The sequence below is a fragment of the Acinetobacter sp. GW821-FHT09D10 genome, from assembly GCF_059416285.1.
This window is the reverse complement of the sequence record NZ_JBWKOW010000007.1, coordinates 152580-171084: the sequence shown is the minus strand read 5'-3', so window position 1 is coordinate 171084 and position 18505 is coordinate 152580. Positions and strand designations below refer to the sequence as shown.

Annotated in this window: 16 protein-coding genes; 4 read left to right on the top strand and 12 right to left on the bottom strand. The window is 38.2% G+C overall.

Features of this window, described 5'->3' with window-relative positions; genetic code table 11:
• Positions 1–140: 140 nt before the first annotated feature.
• The 6 genes from AC07M3_RS15580 to AC07M3_RS15555 form a co-directional block, all read right to left on the bottom strand.
• Positions 141–2552: a DUF6160 family protein gene (locus tag AC07M3_RS15580; protein WP_307012956.1), complete on the bottom strand. Its 2412-nt coding sequence runs from the start codon at positions 2550–2552 to the stop codon at positions 141–143.
• Positions 2553–2584: 32 nt separating this feature from the next.
• Positions 2585–3310: a DUF6160 family protein gene (locus AC07M3_RS15575; protein ID WP_307012954.1), complete on the bottom strand. Its 726-nt coding sequence runs from the start codon at positions 3308–3310 to the stop codon at positions 2585–2587.
• 15 nt (positions 3311–3325) lie between these two features.
• A complete protein-coding gene (locus tag AC07M3_RS15570; RefSeq protein ID WP_307012952.1) occupies positions 3326–5458 on the bottom strand; it encodes a hypothetical protein in 2133 nt (710 codons plus the stop codon).
• A gap of 224 nt (positions 5459–5682) precedes the next feature.
• Complete coding sequence (locus AC07M3_RS15565) at positions 5683–6981, bottom strand: type 2 periplasmic-binding domain-containing protein (protein WP_307012950.1); 1299 nt, start codon at positions 6979–6981, stop codon at positions 5683–5685.
• A gap of 305 nt (positions 6982–7286) precedes the next feature.
• Positions 7287–7856 carry a dCTP deaminase gene (dcd, locus tag AC07M3_RS15560; RefSeq protein ID WP_003653416.1) on the bottom strand — a complete coding sequence of 190 codons (570 nt, stop codon included), beginning with the start codon at positions 7854–7856 and terminating at the stop codon, positions 7287–7289.
• A gap of 114 nt (positions 7857–7970) precedes the next feature.
• Positions 7971–8564, bottom strand: a complete 594-nt coding sequence (locus AC07M3_RS15555; protein ID WP_307012937.1) for a LysE family translocator — start codon at positions 8562–8564, stop codon at positions 7971–7973.
• Positions 8565–8926: 362 nt separating this feature from the next.
• Between AC07M3_RS15555 and AC07M3_RS15550 the strand changes: the two genes are divergently transcribed.
• On the top strand, positions 8927–9496 hold the full coding sequence (locus AC07M3_RS15550) for a DUF2062 domain-containing protein (RefSeq protein ID WP_092709306.1): 570 nt from the start codon (positions 8927–8929) through the stop codon (positions 9494–9496).
• A 32-nt stretch (positions 9497–9528) separates the two neighbouring features.
• Here the strand turns inward: AC07M3_RS15550 and AC07M3_RS15545 are convergent, their stop codons facing one another.
• From AC07M3_RS15545 to AC07M3_RS15535, 3 genes are all read right to left on the bottom strand, one after another.
• Positions 9529–10404, bottom strand: a complete 876-nt coding sequence (locus AC07M3_RS15545; protein ID WP_307012935.1) for a 5'-methylthioadenosine/S-adenosylhomocysteine nucleosidase — start codon at positions 10402–10404, stop codon at positions 9529–9531.
• 143 nt (positions 10405–10547) lie between these two features.
• Positions 10548–11738, bottom strand: coding sequence for an iron-sulfur cluster carrier protein ApbC (gene apbC / locus AC07M3_RS15540; protein WP_005048722.1), 1191 nt, complete (start codon positions 11736–11738; stop codon positions 10548–10550).
• A 147-nt stretch (positions 11739–11885) separates the two neighbouring features.
• Positions 11886–12386: a hypothetical protein gene (locus AC07M3_RS15535; protein WP_311076654.1), complete on the bottom strand. Its 501-nt coding sequence runs from the start codon at positions 12384–12386 to the stop codon at positions 11886–11888.
• A 284-nt stretch (positions 12387–12670) separates the two neighbouring features.
• Here AC07M3_RS15535 and metG point away from each other — a divergent pair, with 284 nt between their 5' ends.
• Positions 12671–14737: a methionine--tRNA ligase gene (gene metG / locus AC07M3_RS15530; RefSeq protein ID WP_494567734.1), complete on the top strand. Its 2067-nt coding sequence runs from the start codon at positions 12671–12673 to the stop codon at positions 14735–14737.
• Positions 14738–14827: 90 nt separating this feature from the next.
• On the opposite strand, the gene AC07M3_RS15525 is transcribed toward metG, so the two are convergent.
• The 3 genes from AC07M3_RS15525 to AC07M3_RS15515 form a co-directional block, all read right to left on the bottom strand.
• The gene (locus AC07M3_RS15525) at positions 14828–15163 is read right to left on the bottom strand and encodes an EF-hand domain-containing protein (protein ID WP_092709312.1); all 336 of its coding nucleotides are present in this window, start codon (positions 15161–15163) and stop codon (positions 14828–14830) included.
• A complete protein-coding gene (locus AC07M3_RS15520; RefSeq protein WP_003653431.1) occupies positions 15144–15332 on the bottom strand; it encodes an NF038215 family lipoprotein in 189 nt (62 codons plus the stop codon). The genes AC07M3_RS15525 and AC07M3_RS15520 overlap by 20 nt, the downstream gene beginning before the upstream one ends.
• Positions 15333–15494: 162 nt before the next feature.
• A complete protein-coding gene (locus AC07M3_RS15515; RefSeq protein ID WP_004641496.1) occupies positions 15495–16118 on the bottom strand; it encodes a LysE family translocator in 624 nt (207 codons plus the stop codon).
• Between the two features lie 178 nt (positions 16119–16296).
• Here AC07M3_RS15515 and AC07M3_RS15510 point away from each other — a divergent pair, with 178 nt between their 5' ends.
• On the top strand, positions 16297–16869 hold the full coding sequence (locus AC07M3_RS15510) for a TetR/AcrR family transcriptional regulator (protein WP_307012929.1): 573 nt from the start codon (positions 16297–16299) through the stop codon (positions 16867–16869).
• On the top strand, positions 16862–18505 hold the full coding sequence (locus AC07M3_RS15505; RefSeq protein ID WP_494567704.1) for an MFS transporter: 1644 nt from the start codon (positions 16862–16864) through the stop codon (positions 18503–18505). Before AC07M3_RS15510 ends, AC07M3_RS15505 begins: the two co-directional genes overlap by 8 nt.

Here is an 18505-nt window from a genome sequence, read left to right as displayed (position 1 = left end):
ACAAACGCTTATTATTTGTTCAGACTATCAGAATAATATTCAAGCACAAAGCAATTATCCCTATAACCCGACGAATGCAAATCCAATCACATTCAAAATAAATTTTTTATAAAAAGTGGCAATGACTGCCACTTTTTTGGTTAGTTAAAAGCACCATTTCTAGGCACAATACTAAAGCTACTATTTAAACGTCCACCAGTAATCGCAAGCTCACCTAAACGTGCACCTGCACCAGTTGATGGAGGATAGAAGTTAATATCTTTAACACGTAATGCTCCGTCAATACTCTTATCTGGATTAAAATAAACCGCCGTATTTACGCCAACTTTACCTAAACCACTTGCACTGTCTTTACCAACAACTAAAGCAGTATTAAACGCAAGCTTTCCAGTAATATTATCAAAACCAATTGCAGAACCATCGATCGGATCACTAATTTGAACCGTATTTCCAGTTGCTGTGGCAGGCATGGTGAAATCGCCCAGTACAGTTAGAGCACTACCATCTGCAATTGAACTATTTGGCACGATCGATAAGTTAAGATCTCCGCCTAAACGCAGTTTTAGACCAAATAAGACATCATTATTTCTGGCAAAGTTATCAATAGGTGAAGTACAGGAACCAGTAGCTGGACAAGTTTTATATTTAGCTCCTGGTAAATAACCTGCTGCAATTTCAGTTGATAAAGCAAGGAGCATCTCTTTTAAACTAACATTAAGACTGCCATTTTCTAAGCCAATGCTTCCATTGCCTTTGAGGAACATATCGATATTACGTAACCCCATGTAATAATCGGTAGGACTACCTGCATTATTGGCATTTGGAGAACCATCAATTAATAAAATTGAGGTTGTTTTGGTTCCAGTCGCATCACGTCCTGTCGTTCCAGCAGCAATCCCAAAACCTAAACGAGAAGTCGTTCCAGATGCAGCAACAACATTCTGAACAGGCTTACCATTTGCATCTTTTGTATAGTAATAGGCACTATTTGCTGGCGCGTCTAAACCATATACAGCAGCATTAGCATTTAAGTTATAGAAAGGTAATGCCAAGCCCCACTGGTTGTTTGCCCCATTGTCTGCAAACTGATTTGCAGGAGCGACATTCGCACTTGTTGTAAAGCGACCGCGTCTTGAAAATGCTTGAAACTCTGCTCCACGCATCGCAAGAATTAAGCTAAACGGATTAGTAACCGTATCACGGTGAATATTATGTTGATAATCAGCAGCCGTTGTTAAAGTACCCGATCCTAAACGAATTCCATTTAAGGTTGCATTGTTTGGCATTAATAAGGTTTTTGTATCTGCAAGATTTAGATAAATATTTCCGCTATCGAAATAACCGCGTGTCGCTGAGTTAAGACCTGTTAAATTACCAAATTCAAAACCGTAAGCATTAAGACCTGCTCCACCAATTTCTAAAGTGGTTGCTTTGCCATCTGCACCTAGCATTGAATCATTATCTTTAGTGAACTCACCTTTCATGCGAAAAGCAATTCCCGAATTACCTAAAATACTATTACTTGAACTGGTACCAGAAGCGGTATTTGCCGCACCTAATATTGTTGTATCTGATGTACCATCCATACCACGGACTTGTAAATAACTATTTACCATACGTCCGCTAGCACCTAAACGAATCAAACCTTTCGCATTTTGTGGACTATTGGTTGCATCTAAAGCATAAGGGTTAGTCTTATCGACATTAGAGCTGAGCATCACCTCAATATTCAGGCCTGAATTGGTTACTTTGCCACTACTGTCAACATACGTACCAGCAGTTAAACCAGAAGCTGAATCTGCTACACGGTTAAAATCAACATAGCCATAGGTACTATTCGGAGTTTGTCCTACACCAGCAACGTTAGTTCCAGTATTTGTCTGTAAAACTAAGCCACGAGTTGGGTCAATTAACATTGCTCCTTTACCAACAAAATTAAAGTTAAAATTTCTTAAAATTAGCTGGTTTAACTGGCTGCGAGCATCCACTTGCCCTAGATAAATATTGGCATTATTAATACCAAGCGTCATGCTTGACTGACTATTTGCATTAAATAGACCATCTTGGGTTGTAAGCGCCAAATTTAGAGGAGAAGTAGTTTGAATAGCCAGCTGCCCCATTGTCGGTGAGCAAGTAGCAGAGTTATTACATACTTTAAAACTATTTACAGTAATAAGTGATGGACTACTTTGCATAGAAAAGTCGAGTCCAGTTTTACCTGTGGTTGGATTACTCCCCACATCTAAACGGTAGTTAGTACTTAAAGGTTGACTAGATGCATTACTTTTTTGGACTTTTACACCACTTGCTTGAGCTCTTAATACCTGATCAGCACTGCTAGGCGTACCTGCGTGGTCATCCCAATATGCATTATCAATATTAATTTCGTTAAATGTAGTTTGAATCGAGATCCCATCTTGTCCATTGACGGCACTCAAATCAGCATCTGTTAAAGCTTCTAAAGCATAAATTTGTCCACTCACTAACAACATGCTGGTTGTTAATGTATTTAAAATAAACTTTGAGCTGTGATTTTCTTTATTTTTTTTCATCACTTCAGTTCCTTTGAAATCTACATTAACCCTTAACAACGAGGATGGCTACCATCACAGCTAAAGACCATGACTTTTCCTTGAATAGCCAAGTTTCCGTTCATCATTAAGCCCATAAAACCAGTTTCACGTCCATAGTCATAGGCCGATGGAGTTGCAGTTGCAACTTGCTGTGCCCCACTATTGGCAGTCGCCGCATATGTCGGTTTTTTGAAATATGCATAATCATACATATTTGCACTCGACCCTTGCGTTGTTGTTGAGCTCGTAAAGTTATCTTGTTCAATCGATAAAGCATTGAAACCAAAATTACGAATTAAAATTGGCTGCGCTGCACTAAAACTCAGCTGAATGGCAGGCTTAATAATTTCTGTATTGTTTTTATCCAGATATTTTAAATCAGCACCATCTAAACCCATTTTTTGAATATTCAAAGTTCCTTGTACGCCTTTAAATACTAGCCAAAGTTTATTACCACTATCGCTATTTTCAGCCCAACCGCTTGGCTTACTCGCATCTGCTTGTACAAAACGCTTGTTAATTGCCAAACCAATATGGCAGAACTCTACGTTCTCGCAGGCCCCACCAATACCATTGTCAAAAATACCATTACTGGTCTGGTTTAAATTGAGCATCAAAGATAAATCAGCACCGGCCTGTCCATTAATCGCCTGCAAAGCTTCATTATCTAAAGTTTGCAGCTCTGCGTGAGTAACCGTTGCAAAAAGAGCGAGGATCAAAGTACTTAATTTTTTCATATCATTATCCTCCTCTTATAAGCCTTTAGTTGTCAGTTTCAGATGCTGGATTAATACACCATCAATTGAAGCAGAACCCAAGTTATTTAAAGGACTAATGTTGGACAATGCTGGAGCTTGATTGGCAGTTGGAATCACATAGCCAGTTGTGCCATTACTACTACCAATTAAATCATTAACTACGGCATTTCTTGAAGTTAGCCATGGAATAGCAGCATTGCTCCAATCACGATTGGAGGTTGCTCCATACATTGGTGTGGAGCCTGATGTACTCGTACACCCTAATGCACCAGAACAAGTTGCTGCATCGGCTGGTTTAGCTGTTGGATTTGTAATAACCCAAGCACCTGTACCTTTGTTATATTCCCACTGATATAAATAACCAGCGGTCTTATAACCACAGTTTGAATTAAACAATCCGCAGCTATATGTTTGGTTCCATACCTGTGTATTTTGCTGTCTTTGCTTATAACGAACTTCTGTCATTGTCGCCGATGTGGTACCAGATACTGAATTAGTCAGTGACACCAAACTCCCAGCTGAAGTTCCAGAAACTTGTGTTCCAGTTGAAATTAAACGCCCAAAGGAAACCCCAATTGCTCCTTCACCTGTATTTGCTAACAATGTTTTTCCATTGTCAGGACTATATACGGTACCAATTGCAATACTACTATGAGTAGGGTTAACGCACGAATAAACGTTACAAGTAGAACCTTTGTAAGTCGTGTCAGCACCAGTATAATCTGTATAAATCTGTTTATATATTTCAGGTTTATTTGCTATCCGCGCGATTTCAATACTAAAGTTTTTACCGTCGGAACCTAAAATAAGGGGCTGATATAAATTACCTAATACGAGGTTTATATTAGGATTGTAAAGGTATAAACCTTCACTATCAGCGAATTTCGGTGCTACAGCACCTGCAGAATCAAATGCTGGTGTATATAAATTATTTGAAGCATTTGGTGAATCTGAAGTTTCTCGAGTACTAAAACGTAATACCTTACTTGTATCATTAAATGCAATACGTGTTTTATTCGATGTTTTTATATCTGTTCTAGTTCGATTTTCTACATAGTAACGACATCCACGCGAGGTACTGAAACTTCCCGTTCCACTATTACCACAATCTCCAGTACTACTCGTACTTAAAGTTGAGTTTGCACCTGCATGTACCGTTTGCCAACCATTATTAGTGCTTGTTGCATATGTCTGTGTCTGCCCTGTAATATTTTCAGTGACAATACTGGTATTTTTACTATCCCCCGTGTTAAGACGGACTAGTCCAGACATTCCTAAAGTATTGTTATAAAAAGGGCTCATCCCACCAGCAGACGTGGCGCCTCCTAAGGTCTGAAACAAATTGATTTGGCTGCCATTTAAACTAAAGCCATTTAAAATACCTTGTAATCGCAATCTGTTAGCACGAGTTGCATCAATACTTGTTCCAATTAATCCATTGCTATTACCATATTGAAATTGGGCTGGAGAGCCATTCGTTGTAGCGACAACATTTGGATTTCGTACAAATGCATCTGCCCATAGACCTAGTTTTAAATTATATGCATCAGCTCCTTCTGCACCATCAATTGTTGGTTGATATAGAGGCGCTTCTAAAGATAAATATGTTACTGGATAAACAGAACTATCTGTTGTACTAAAATTAGGGACATTGGTAGCAGTTTGTACTTTGAATATCCATGGATTGGCTCCTGTGCCCCAATTCGAAATCGCTGCTGCGGCTGAGGTATTAGCAATACGCGAATTTGCATCACCATCCGACTTAGATAGTGCTAAACCATAAAGAAAGATATCCGCTTTACCTACTGCGCGGTCTTCTGGGCCAACACTACCATTACCACTGGTATCAGCTGCAGCAACACTCAAAGGTCCAACAGGCACATAATTAATGTAACCTGTATCTTTACTTCTATCGGTAATAATTTGATTTACAGATTCATTAGGCCCTGCACCACGGAACACCATAAAGGCATTTTGGGGTAATATTGCAATACCTTCGCCTGTAGTTTCACTTAAACCAGCATCAGAAAGTTCTTCAAGAGCAAAACTATACTGGCTTAATAAAAGACCAATTAAACTTGCTAAAACGGTTTTTTGAAAACTTACCGTATAATTAAGTGTAGTCATCGTGACCTTCCTGTTTTATACGATGCCGTGCACCATATTTCTTTTTCTTTAACAGTCCTTAGAGCAAGATAGAATAATTTCCTTTTCATCTTGCAAGTGGCAAACATTAAAATTGCCAACCTTTCCACATTTCTATTATGCTGAATATTTACACAAATGCAAAATTAAATAAGTAAAAAACAACTTTTCCGATGAATGAAATATAACAAATGGATTTAACTCAATTAACAGTATTTTAAAGAACCATAACAGTTAGCTGAAAAGCTTTGCTTTTGTAATACTACATTTGTTAAGGCCATAGAAGCTGGCGTTTTCCCTGTTAAATCAACAGTTCCAATAGGAAGATTACCCGCCAAACAGTTTATTGCTAATGCCCCACATTTAACAGGATGACTTTCTAAATAAGAACTAACTTGTCCCAAGGCATCAGTAATTGTAGCTAAAGCAATATCAACATTCCCCGTAGGAGTAATTTGTCCAATATCAATTGGATTTGTGAGCTCCAACCACCATCCTGTTTGTGCCGTTGAGGCCGCCTCAGGCCACAGAATATTTACACCCTGCACAGAGAGGTAACCAGCAGATCCATTTAATTGTGCAGCATGGAAATAACCCAGACTTTGTTTAATTGCTACATTTACATCTAAATTATTTACTGTTCCGGTTACATCGCCCGAAATCGGAACTGGAATACCTAGCACTGAAGCAGTTGCATCTAAAGTTCCTGTAACTGCAATCCCTCCCACCCTTGCAGTCGCATTTAAATTAGCTGTATTAATACGCTTACCTGTAATTATCTGCTGCCCCAATGATAATGTTCCGCTACCTGCACCTAAATTTAGATTATAGGCACTAGATGTAAACGGAAGTGTTGCTATGCTACCTATAAATTCTGCCCGTCCTGTAATTGCTGTTCCTGTCTCATCTTGGGTAATGCCATAGTAAGGGTTAGTAGTAACTGTTCCCCCGGTTGGTTTAGTTACCATATATCCACTTAATGAATTAATGCCACTAGGCGCGTCACCATTTTCCAAGCCAAAAGTAAGTAAGCCAGAAAGTGACTTAGCACTCAATCTAAAACCTTGAATCTCACGAGTAGAAGCTGAATCTGGATTTTTAACAGCGAATTCTAAAAATGGATTGGTAATAATAGCGGAGGAAGAGGCACGTTCAGTACTAGTACTATCTACCGTACCACCACTTAAGCTCAGATAATCGATATCAATGTCACAGGCACCCGCACCATTTACACCACCGCAACCTAACTGTAGTCTTCTAATATTGGCATTAATTTCTAATTGAGCATCTAATGCAAGTCGATAAAACCCCATATTTCCGTTTGAGCTAGAGTTGCTTGCAGAATCTGTAGGCGCAATATAAGACATACCCATTAAGGCTTGCCCGCGAGTCGCAGATAGTTCAGCATCTGACATAGGCACTAATGTAGAAGCAGCATAAGCTGAAGAAAAGCATAAGCTTCCGAGAGTTAAGAGTGCTACTCGAATAGACGTAAACTGTCGCATGGCCGACCTCCGTATCCGTGGGGGCATAATCCTGTTTAATTTCTTTTTATTTGGTTTACCTAAATTTAGTAGATATCTAAACAATTACTACTAAAAAGAAAACCTATATCCGATACATTTGCTTTTAAATTCTGTGATGCAGAACAAAAAAACAAATCAATTATTGATCATATTATATTATTTTTTACAAAAGGAAACTGTCATTTATCACTATTCCGATAAACGCACCTTACGTAAATTTTATTCATAAAATTGGGCCGCCTGAGCGACCCATTATTTTAAAACTCTTCTTTATCTAAGAAAAATTATGTTTTAGGAAGTGTAACGCCTGTTTGACCTTGGTATTTACCACCACGGTCTTTATAAGATGTTTCACAGACTTCATCACTTTCAAAGAATAGCATTTGTGCTACACCTTCCCCTGCATAAATACGTGCAGGTAAATTAGTGGTGTTTGAAAATTCTAAAGTTACGTGACCTTCCCATTCAGGTTCTAACGGAGTCACATTCACAATGATACCGCAACGAGCATAAGTCGACTTGCCTAAGCATACTGTCAACACATTACGAGGAATACGGAAATATTCAATCGTACGCGCTAGAGCAAATGAGTTTGGCGGAATAATACAAACATCAGACTCAATATCGATAAAACTTTTGTCATCAAAATTCTTTGGGTCGACAATTGCAGAATGTACGTTAGTAAAAACCTTGAATTCACGAGCACAGCGTACATCATAACCATAGCTAGAGACCCCGTATGAGATCAACTTTTCACCATTTTCATCAAAACGGACTTGATTCTCTGCATAAGGTTCAATCATGCCGTGTTTTTCGCTCATCTCGCGAATCCAACGATCAGACTTAATAGCCATGTATTTTCTATCCAAAAGGTAATTTCATTGATTTCGACGTACTTTAACTTAAAAAAGCAATTATGAAAACAACGCAAAGCTACTCAAACAAATAAGAATAGCTCAGCGGTACCTTTAAAGGCTCAGTAAAGCAGAATAGCTAATAGGAATTGAAAAACTGACTAAAACGAGTGAAGCTGTTTTTTGTAAATTCGTCTGATTTAGCCATGCAACTTTCTTGGAAGCTAAAAGTGATCCCAAGAAAATCCAGAATAAGGCAATTGGCGTAATAAGCGCTAAGTAAGCCATCATATGAATCAAATAAATGTGAAAATCACTCCACGCAGCTACCGGAAAAATTGCCGAAGCAAAGAGCAAGGCTTTAGGATTCAATAAAGTTGCACAAAATAATTCACGAGTACGGATCGTAGGCTGATTTAATTCAATTGCCTGATTTGCCGTATGCCATAACTTAATGGCTAAGAAAATAATATAGCAAGCACTCAACAGCTTAAGAATAGGCGGCAGCAATGGCAATGTGGTGGACACTTTCCCAATCAGCATTCCCCATGCAGAAATAGAGATCACGTAACCCAAAACTTCTGCCGGAATAAGTTTTACTGACTTCCGTAGTCCTACTTGCACGCCTGAAGAAGCGAGTAAAGTGTTAGTCGGACCAGGTGTAAGTAAAATTGTGGCTACTAAGCCAATAAAAAGCCATGAAATCATTGAATGACCTCATAATATAGTCATCTCAGATTAATAGATATCCTGTCACATGGCAAAAGCTAATTGTAAGACAAAATTTTTTAGATCACTTTTAATTTTCAAATAAAAACATTAAAAACATATACTTATAAAATTACCATAAAAAACGATAAAGAAAACTTTACGGTCAGTTGTTATGCTTTTCAAATAATTTCGTACTTAAATAACATAAGTATTTTTATTTTAAGTCTATTTTTCCATCAAAAGCCTTTATAATAAAAAATATATAGTGATGGTAAGTTTAAATTTTAAGCTTTTAATAAGTTTCAATTCATATATTGTTTCTGATTTTTTTATTTAGAGCACCGAGCTCTACTACCTTAATGATTATGGCAAAGCACTTTTTTCAATCTTGGCTTCCCTCACCCGAGAAAGTTTCAAATATGAAATTTCTAAGGATTTTTGGTAAAAAGACCCTGAATCCAGTGCTTTGGTATGTCAATCGAAAATCAATTACCCGAGCTGTTTTTGTTGGAACCTTTTTTGGTTTACTGCCTATCCCTTTTCACAGTGTATTTATTGTGATGGCAGTCTTACTATTTGAAGTAAATCTACCCATTAGCTTAATGCTAGCTTGGCTAAGTAATCCTCTTACTTTAGTTCCTATTCTATATATTGGGTTTTGGTTTGGTGCGCATATTTTTCATGTGCATATGATTAACAAAGAAATGCTGCTAGGTGTATTGCACCAGATTTCCCGCTGGATTACTCATTTCGGCCATGGGCACATTGATTTTAGTCTTGCGAAAATTTTGATGACAGGTCTTGTTGTAGAAGCTTTCGTATTTGCTGTCATTTTATATCTATCTACAGAAATTTTCTGGCGTTGGATGGTTATTAAAAACTGGAAAAATAGACATCGCCATAAAAAGCAAGAAGAAGAAGTTTTATAAAGACTCCGATCTTCTTACTTAGTTTTAAATTATTATTTTGGTAGTTTTGATTTCATATACTCTTCAGCTACATTGAGTACATACTCTTGGCAAGCCTCTCCTGTACCTGGGTCATAAGCTCCATTATTCGTAATATTATTAGATAAGATTCGAATTCCTAAAAAAGGAACATTAAACTGGCTTGCAATTTGCGCAACAGATGCTGCTTCCATTTCCTCGACTGAAGTGCCATAACGTTGATGGAAGAATTGAATACGATCAAGCTCATTATTCCAAACGTCTGCTGAGCCAATCGTTCCTTCGACCACTTCGCCTTTGTCATAACGGACTTTATGTGCCGCCATTAATAACTCTTGGTCACCTTCAAATTTACGAATTGCAATAGGTTCTGGGTCAGACTCGTCTGTTGGCAAAACATCAAAAGCCTCAACCCATGTGAGTGAATTTGAACCACCACCTAATGGTTGTTTAGGAGTTCTAAATGCCCCAATATTGGTTGCGTATTTTCCTAAGACAATATCGTAAACGTGTAGATCTGGGTCATGCCCACCTGATGTTCCCTGATTAATAATTGCTATCGGTTTATAACGTTCAATGGCTAAAGCAGTTGCCGCAGCTGAGTTACTCATACCCATACGGGTTTTAGAGATAATCATTGGATAGCCGTTATATGTACCTTTCCAGAATGTCCAGCTTTGCCCTATAGTCTCAACTGTTACATTCTCTAATTTAGAAGCCATGTGCTCTGATTCTACTGGCAAAGCACCCTGAATAATAATCGGCTGTAATTTCTGTTTTTGCTCCTGAACTGTTGGTGTTTGTGAAACAGAAGAGTCGTCATTATTGCATCCGACTAAAAATAAAGCGCTACATAAACTGATTACGCCAAAAGCACATTTAAATTGCATTTTTTACCCTTTCTTTTTAAAAAGTGTAAAGTAGCAATCTATATGCCAATTTCAAGTTTAGCTTTGTTATTAAGATTCAGTGGTTTAATTTTTTATTTTAACCAGATAATAAAAAACCCGACTTGAAGTCGGGTTTAAATAAATCAGAAGATACGTTTGTCATCACGTGTACGTTGAGGAATTTTTTCAATCTGCTCCCACATCGCTTTAGCAATATCAATGTAACTATCAGCCGCATCATCCATTGCTACAACACTAGGTTTGCCCTGATCAGCATGCTCACGGATCTGAGCATTTAGAGGCAAGCGACCTAATAATGGAATATGGTACTGTTCAGAGAGCTTGTCACCACCGCCAATACCAAAAATTTGCTCCTCATGACCACAGTTAGAGCAAATATGGGTCGACATATTTTCAACGACGCCTAATACAGGAATTCCAACTTTATTAAATAATTCGATACCTTTAGTAGCATCTAATAAGGCAACATTTTGTGGCGTAGTCACAATGATTGAACCAGTAACTGGGATACGCTGTGCAAGCGTGAGTTGAATATCTCCAGTACCAGGTGGCATATCAATCATCAATACATCTAAATCAGGCCAAAGAGTTTGATTAAATAATTGCATTAAAGCACCCGTTGCCTTTGGCCCACGCCATGCAACAGGTGTGTTGTTATCACCAGTTAAATGTCCAATCGATAACACCGCCATGCCATAAGCATCTAAAGGCACAAAATTTTCACTTTCAATAAGAGGAGTTTTGCCAGCATTTCCCAGCATAGTCGGAATACTTGGGCCATAGATATCGGCATCCAACACTCCAACTTTAAGCCCCATTTTTTGCAAGGCAAGTGCTAAATTGACAGTAGTTGTCGATTTACCAACACCACCCTTACCTGACGAAACTAAAATAACATGCTTAATGCGAGGATGAAGTGGAACATCTCTTTGTTGCGGAGCTGCTTTTTGGATAGGCGGATTATTCGGATCTGGTTCTGCTTTAGGTGAAGCATCAAGTACAGGAGGTAAGTTCGAACTTTCTTGTGCAGGGCGCTTTTGCTGAACCACATGCAGGTTTAGTTCTTCAATACCACACTTTTCCAAAGCTCCAGCCAAATCATCATGAATTTGCTGCAAGTGCTCTTTTTCATCAGGAAATGTATTAATGGTGAGTTGTAATACTCGACCTTGAACTTGAAGCTGACTAATGCGCTCTTTTAAAGCATCTTTTGAATGCGGTAGTAAATAATTTTGGAGTACCGTTTGGATTTCATCTTCTTTCACTTCTTGTGCGGGTGAAAAAACAGACTTTAATGAAGAAAGCCAAGACATATTGTTTACTCCAAAAACAGATCATTACAGCTTAATGGAGATAGTGTAACAGTATTGATCCGCACTCGCTCACCTAAGGATGAAGAATTGCTAATTTTCAAGCTTCCATCTTTTAGGTAAGGAGTGCAGATTTTAGTTTAAATAAACTTATTCATCAGAATCATGGTGCTTCAATTTATTTAACTTATCTGTTGCTGTTTTCTTCAACTCATCAAATTTCGCCGTTGCTTGCGTTTTTAACTCATCAAATTTTGTTGCAGCCTCATCTTTTAACTCTACTGCTTTGGCTTTGGCATCATCAAGTTTATGACCTGCTTCCGTACGTAAATGATCGAACTTATCTTGCAAGGTATGCTGAGCATCCTCAAGTTTGCCTTTCAAATCATTTGCTTTATCTTCAACTGCCTCTTTACCAGCAGCTTGTTTCTCTTTTACATTTTCCTTTAAATCATCCAAAGCTTTTTCACCTTGAACTTTTGCATCTGCCACTTTGGCCTTTAACTCATCTACTTTATCTTCAACAGCTTCTTTACCAGCAGCTTCTTTAGCTTTTACGTTTTCCTTTAAATCTTCCAAAGCTTTTTCACCTTGTACTTTTGCATCTGCCGCTTTTGCTTTTAACTCATCTAATTTATTTTCAGTAGTCATCGTTGTTATCCTCGTAGTTAATTAAAAAATTACCTGAATAAGTTATTAGTTATACATCGTTATGGCTTATTTTCTGACCGTAACTGCAATTTGAAACAAAGACAATACAGGAAGATTCAAATATTTTTTGATTTGTTTATCTGTTCTAAAGAGAAACGCTCTCTGACCGAAACCCATTTTTATAGAAACCTCTTGCACCAAGCCAAAGATTATTAATCTTTGCTTATCTCCCTGCATCAGTTAAAATCTTCCACCTTATAAATACGAATGAGAGAATGAAATCCGTGCGTAAAATTTTAGTCACTAATGCCCTCCCTTATGCTAATGGTCCAATTCATATGGGTCATTTACTCGGTTACATCCAGGCAGATATCTGGGTTCGTGCCATGCGAGCAATGGGTCATGATGTGACTTATGTATGTGCGGATGATGCTCACGGTACAGCAATTATGCTACGTGCCGAAGCAAATGGTATTAGCCCAGAAGAGCAAATTGCGAATGTTCAAAAAGAACACATCCGTGATTTTGACGGTTTTGGCGTACATTTCGATCATTACGATTCAACTCATAGCGATGCGAACAAAGCCCGCTCAACAGATATCTATATTAAAAACCGTGAAGCTGGAAATATTGCAGTTCGCCCTGTAACTCAATTATTTGACCCAGAAAAAGGCATGTTCTTGTCTGACCGTTTCATTAAAGGCACATGCCCGAAATGTAAGTCAGAAGACCAATACGGCGACTCATGTGAAGTTTGTGGTACGACCTATAATGCAACTGAACTACTTAACCCACGTTCAACCTTAAGTGGTGCAACACCAGTTGAAAAATCTTCAGATCATTATTTCTTTAAACTACCGAACTTTGCTGAGTATTTACAGAAATGGACCCGTGATGAAGGTCGATTACCTGTTTCGATTGCCAACAAGCTAGATGAATGGTTTGAGTCGGGTTTAACCGATTGGGATATTTCCCGTGATGCACCTTATTTTGGTTTTGAAATTCCTGATGCGCCAAATAAATACTTCTATGTTTGGGTAGATGCACCAATCGGTTATATGTCGAGTTTTGAAAATTACATCAAAACTAAACGCCCAGATTTAAGTTTTGATGATTTCTGGAAAAAAGACAGTCAAAACGATGTTTACCATTTCATTGGTAAAGATATTGTTTATTTCCATGCATTGTTCTGGCCTGCAATGTTGGATGGTGCAAACTATCGCACTCCAACAGGCTTATTTGTGAATGGTTTCTTGACGGTGAACGGACAAAAGATGTCTAAGTCTCGTGGTACTTTTATTAAAGCAGAGACTTATTTACAGCATTTAAATCCAGAATATTTACGTTACTACTTTGCATCTAAACTTTCAGATAAAGTTGAAGACTCTGATTTAAATCTTGATGATTTTATTCAAAAAGTAAATTCTGACTTAGTCGGTAAAGTCGTCAATATTGCTAGCCGTTGCGCTAAATTTATCAACAGTAACTTTAACAATACTTTATCTGTTGAATGCGCAGAACTTGAATTGGTACAAAGTTTTATTGATGCAGGTGATTCAATCGCTAGCGCATATGAAGCACGTGAATTCTCAATGGCTATTCGTGAAATTATGGCGCTTGCTGATCGTGCAAACCAATATATTGACGAGAAAAAGCCATGGGCACTTGCTAAACAAGAAGGTCAAGAACAACAAGTTCTTGATGTGTGCTCAGTTGGTATCAACTTGTTCCGTCAATTAGCTGTGTACTTAGCTCCAGTTCTTCCAACTTTGGCTGAGCAAGTTCAAGGTTTCTTAAAACTTGAGAGCTTCAATTTCGAGTCACGTAAACAAATTCTTGTAACCCATGAGATTGCACAGTTCCAACCGCTTATGCAACGTGTTGATCCAAAAGCTGTTGCAGCAATGGTGGATGCATCTAAAGAGTCTTTAGGTACTCCTGCTCCAGAAGCAACTAAAGCAGCGGCGAAAAAGGACAAAGCTGCCGAGAAAAAAGCGGCTCCTGTTCCAGCAGTTGGTGAAGCAGAAATCATTGGTATTGAAGATTTCTTAAAGGTTGACTTACGTGTTTCTCAGGTCGTTGAAGCAGGCACTGTTGAAGGTTCAGATAAATTACTTCAACTTACTTTAGACGTTGGTGAAGCTGAAACACGTAACGTATTCAGTGGTATTCGTAGCCAATACGCTCCAGAAGATTTAAAAGGCAAACTGGTCGTTATGGTTGCTAACCTTGCACCACGTAAAATGCGTTTTGGTATTTCAAACGGAATGGTACTTGCTGCTGGAAATGGTGAAGGTATTTTCATTATTTCTCCAGATAGCGGTGCAAAACCAGGCGATAAAGTTTCTTAATCTGCCTTCATAAAAAAAGCTTCCTAAATTGGAAGCTTTTTTTATTTTTAAAATCCGGGTTCTAAAGGAACATAAATAAGTGAATTTAAATTACGACCACGGCCACCCTTCACAAGGGTTATTAAATAAAACATGTATGTTTCCTAACTCCTCATTTGTTAAATAGCCATTCTTATTTTCATCTAAATAATGAAATAACTCTATATGCTTGTTTTCGCCTTGAAAACGTTTATCGCTGGGCCAGTTATAAGGATAAAAATCCTCAACACGTTGAAATTCTTTTAGGCTGTACATTCCATCATGATTTAAATCATATTTTCCCTGAAAAAGCTCCCAATCTAAAGATGCAGGTTCACATGCATTGACCATACTCAAAATACAGTAAGTCGCACATCCTGCAAGTAACTTAATAGTTGGATTGCTCATGATTATTCGCTTGGATATCGGAAATTTTATAATCCTTTTCATGAACTGGAGTGCCAACAATACTCATGGTCCGCTCATTTGCTGGAGGTTGCTTACTCATCGTTCTCATCTCGCATCCTGTAGTTAAGATGAGAAAAACTACAGAAATGCTCACCATTAGTTTTTTCATAACGTGATCCTCATTTCTTTTTGTTTTATTTATTAAGTTACCACTTTTTAAATGTTTAAGTGCTAAAAAAGATATTTCAATTTGTATATATTTTACGCAAAAATAAAGCCAGACTATAAATCGCTGGCTTTGGATTTTTTAGATATTTTAATTAAAGACTTATCATTTGAAGAAAATTAGCTTTAAACCCAATAGGCTAACAATGCTTCCAGCAACTCGGTCAACACCAGTTTTTGCCTTTAAGTACATTGTTCTAGGCTTCTCTGAAGATAGCAGCATTGCAACACATGAATACCATCCCGCATCGATCATAAAACAAATCACTGGCAATGCGACGTAGTAATAATTTGGGATTTCTTTCGGCAGTAAAGCAGTAAATACACTTGCTAATACAACTGCGATTTTTGGATTACTTAACTGAGTAATCAAACCATATCGATATGCCTGTTTATAGGTCATTTTCGATTTGGCATCATTTTCCATTGCAATTGGTTCTTTGGCATGCTTAATAATTTTAAAAGCTAGCCAAAGTAAATAAAGCCCACCACCAATTTTTAAAATTAAATAAGCAGAAGGTACAGCCAATAAAACCGCTTGTAATCCCATAACAGCTAATAAGCCAAACAGAGCCGCACCTGTACCCGTTCCTAAAGCCGTGAACAAACCATGTTTACGTGATTTAGAAATTGAATTTTGTGCCACATAAATAAAGCTTGGCCCAGGGCTTATTGCTCCAAGCATCAATGCCATCGCAATTGAAAAAAGAGGAATAAGGGACTCAAACATTGTATTGACCTAGCATTACGCAATTGCGCGGTATTCTAGCAGCTTTTTATGACGCATATAAAAATGCAGAAAATATAAATGATGAAAAGTGAATTTTCATGTTTTTACAATTTATCTCTTCACAACGGACAAAAATGTCCGTTAAATATATAACCTTTAAGACTCCCCAATCGATGACATGAGTAAACGTCAAAAAATTGCTGCCCATAATCGGGATGAATTACTTAATGCAGCCGAAGAATGTTTTCGTATTCATGGCATCAATGTCCCCTTACAAGTTGTGATTGACCATGCTGGTGTAGGACGAGCAACGTTCTATCGTAATTTTTGCGATCGCAAAGCTTTAATTAGCGCACTTTTAGAACGTGCGATTACACAGCTAGAGCAAAAAGCAGCTCATTTTCAACAATTCGAAGATGGTTTATTTCGTTTAATTGAAGGACATATTGGGCAGCTTCCCAAGCTCGCAATTTTGCAAGATTTTTGGAGAGTAATTGATCGACAAGACCCAATTATGTTAAAAATCTATGAACGGCGAAATAATGCACTTAATCCACTGATTGAAAATGCAATAGAACAAAAACTGTGCCGAGCTGATCTAACTGCCGATGACTATGCAATGGTCACAGCAATGTTGGGTTCTTCATTTCAAGGACATGAGCCAGAAGAACAGACTCGCTTAGCAAAACGAGCAATTGAATTACTATTTCATGGTATTCAAATACAAAAATTCGAGGGAAAGAATGAATAAAACGCCTCGTTATTTAGAAACACCACCCGACTGGACGCCAGAAGAACAACCAACTCTACCTGGTTCACCAGCAGCGATTGCACACTCTGTACCTAAGCGGTTTATTTACTTTTTTATCGGTTTATTTATCGCTCTTTCGGCAAGCTTAAGCAATGGTTTTATTACGGCAAACTTACCTTTAATCCAAGGTGAATATGGCCTTACACCTTCCGAAGCTGCTTGGCTGCCTGCGGCCTATGTCATGGCAAATGTCAGCTCAAATCTAATTTTGTTTAAAGCCAGACAACAATATGGCCTGAGAGTATTTTCAGAAATAGGACTCGTTATTTTTATTGCGGTTCTTGTTTTACATATTTTTGTACATACCTATGAAATGGCACTATTTGCTCGGGTTGTGGCTGGTTTAGCGGGTGCACCACTAAGCTCTTTAGGTATGTATTACACCATGCAAGCTTTTAAAAAAGCAGACATGGCAAAAGGAATATATATTGCCTTCGGCTTTCAGCAACTCGGTGTCCCGTTAGCTTGGATTATTTCGCCTTTTCTTGTTAGTACAGACAGTTGGTCTGTTCTTTACACCTTTGAGCTCGGTTTAGCGCTTTGTTGTTTAGCGATGGTCGTTTCATTGAAGTTACCACGTAGCTTAAGAATTTATGTTTTTGAGAAGCAAGATTTCTTCACCTTTGCTTTACTGGCTCCAGGTTTTGCATGTTTATGTATCGTACTGACGCAAGGTCCAATTTTATGGTGGTTTAATAGCGAATGGCTTGCCTATATATTAATCGTAGGTTTTAGCTTAGTTGTGCTCGGTTTACTCTACGAACACTATCGCGCCAATCCATTAATTATGACACGTTGGTTAGGGGCATCTTCGACCCTACGTTTCATTTTTGGTGCTTTTGCAATTCGACTTTTAATGTCAGAGCAAAGCTATGCTGCTGTTAACTTCTTAAAAACAATGGGAATGGGTCCTGATCAATTTGTGCCACTCTATGTTGTGATATTCATAGGAATTTTAAGCGGAACACTTTTTAGTGCACTTACTTTTTCACGCGAACGAATTATCTTCCACTTACTTTTTGCAGAATTTTTGATTCTGGTCGCCTGTGGACTAGATTATCACTTAACCAGTGATGTTCGACCGGTGAACTTCTTTGCGAGTCAGTTTTTAGTCGGCTTTGCTGGTGGTTTGTTTATTGGTCCATTACTTCTTATTGGCTTTGCACAAACTCTTGCTAAAGGTCCCTCTTATGTAGTGACCTTCATCGTCTTGTTCTCTGCCACCCAAACTTTCGGTGGTCTTGTAGGGTCTTCTTTCTTCTCGACCTATCAACAACATCGTACGCAGAACTATCAGGCAGAGATCATTAAAGATTTAGAACAAGCAGACCCTCTAGTCGCTCAAAGGCTCTCTACCTATCAACGCAGTGCATCAATCACCACTACTGACCCAGCATTACAAACAGCTCAATCCATGCGCTCACTTAATCAAGTAGTCACTCGTGAAGCCCAAGTACGTGCCTACAATGATGTTATTGCTTTAAACGGTATTTTTGCCGTCGCCCTACTCTTATGGGGTGGATTTAATATTGCACGTAGTAAATATCTACAACGCAGAGGAATTAGCCGTCCTTAA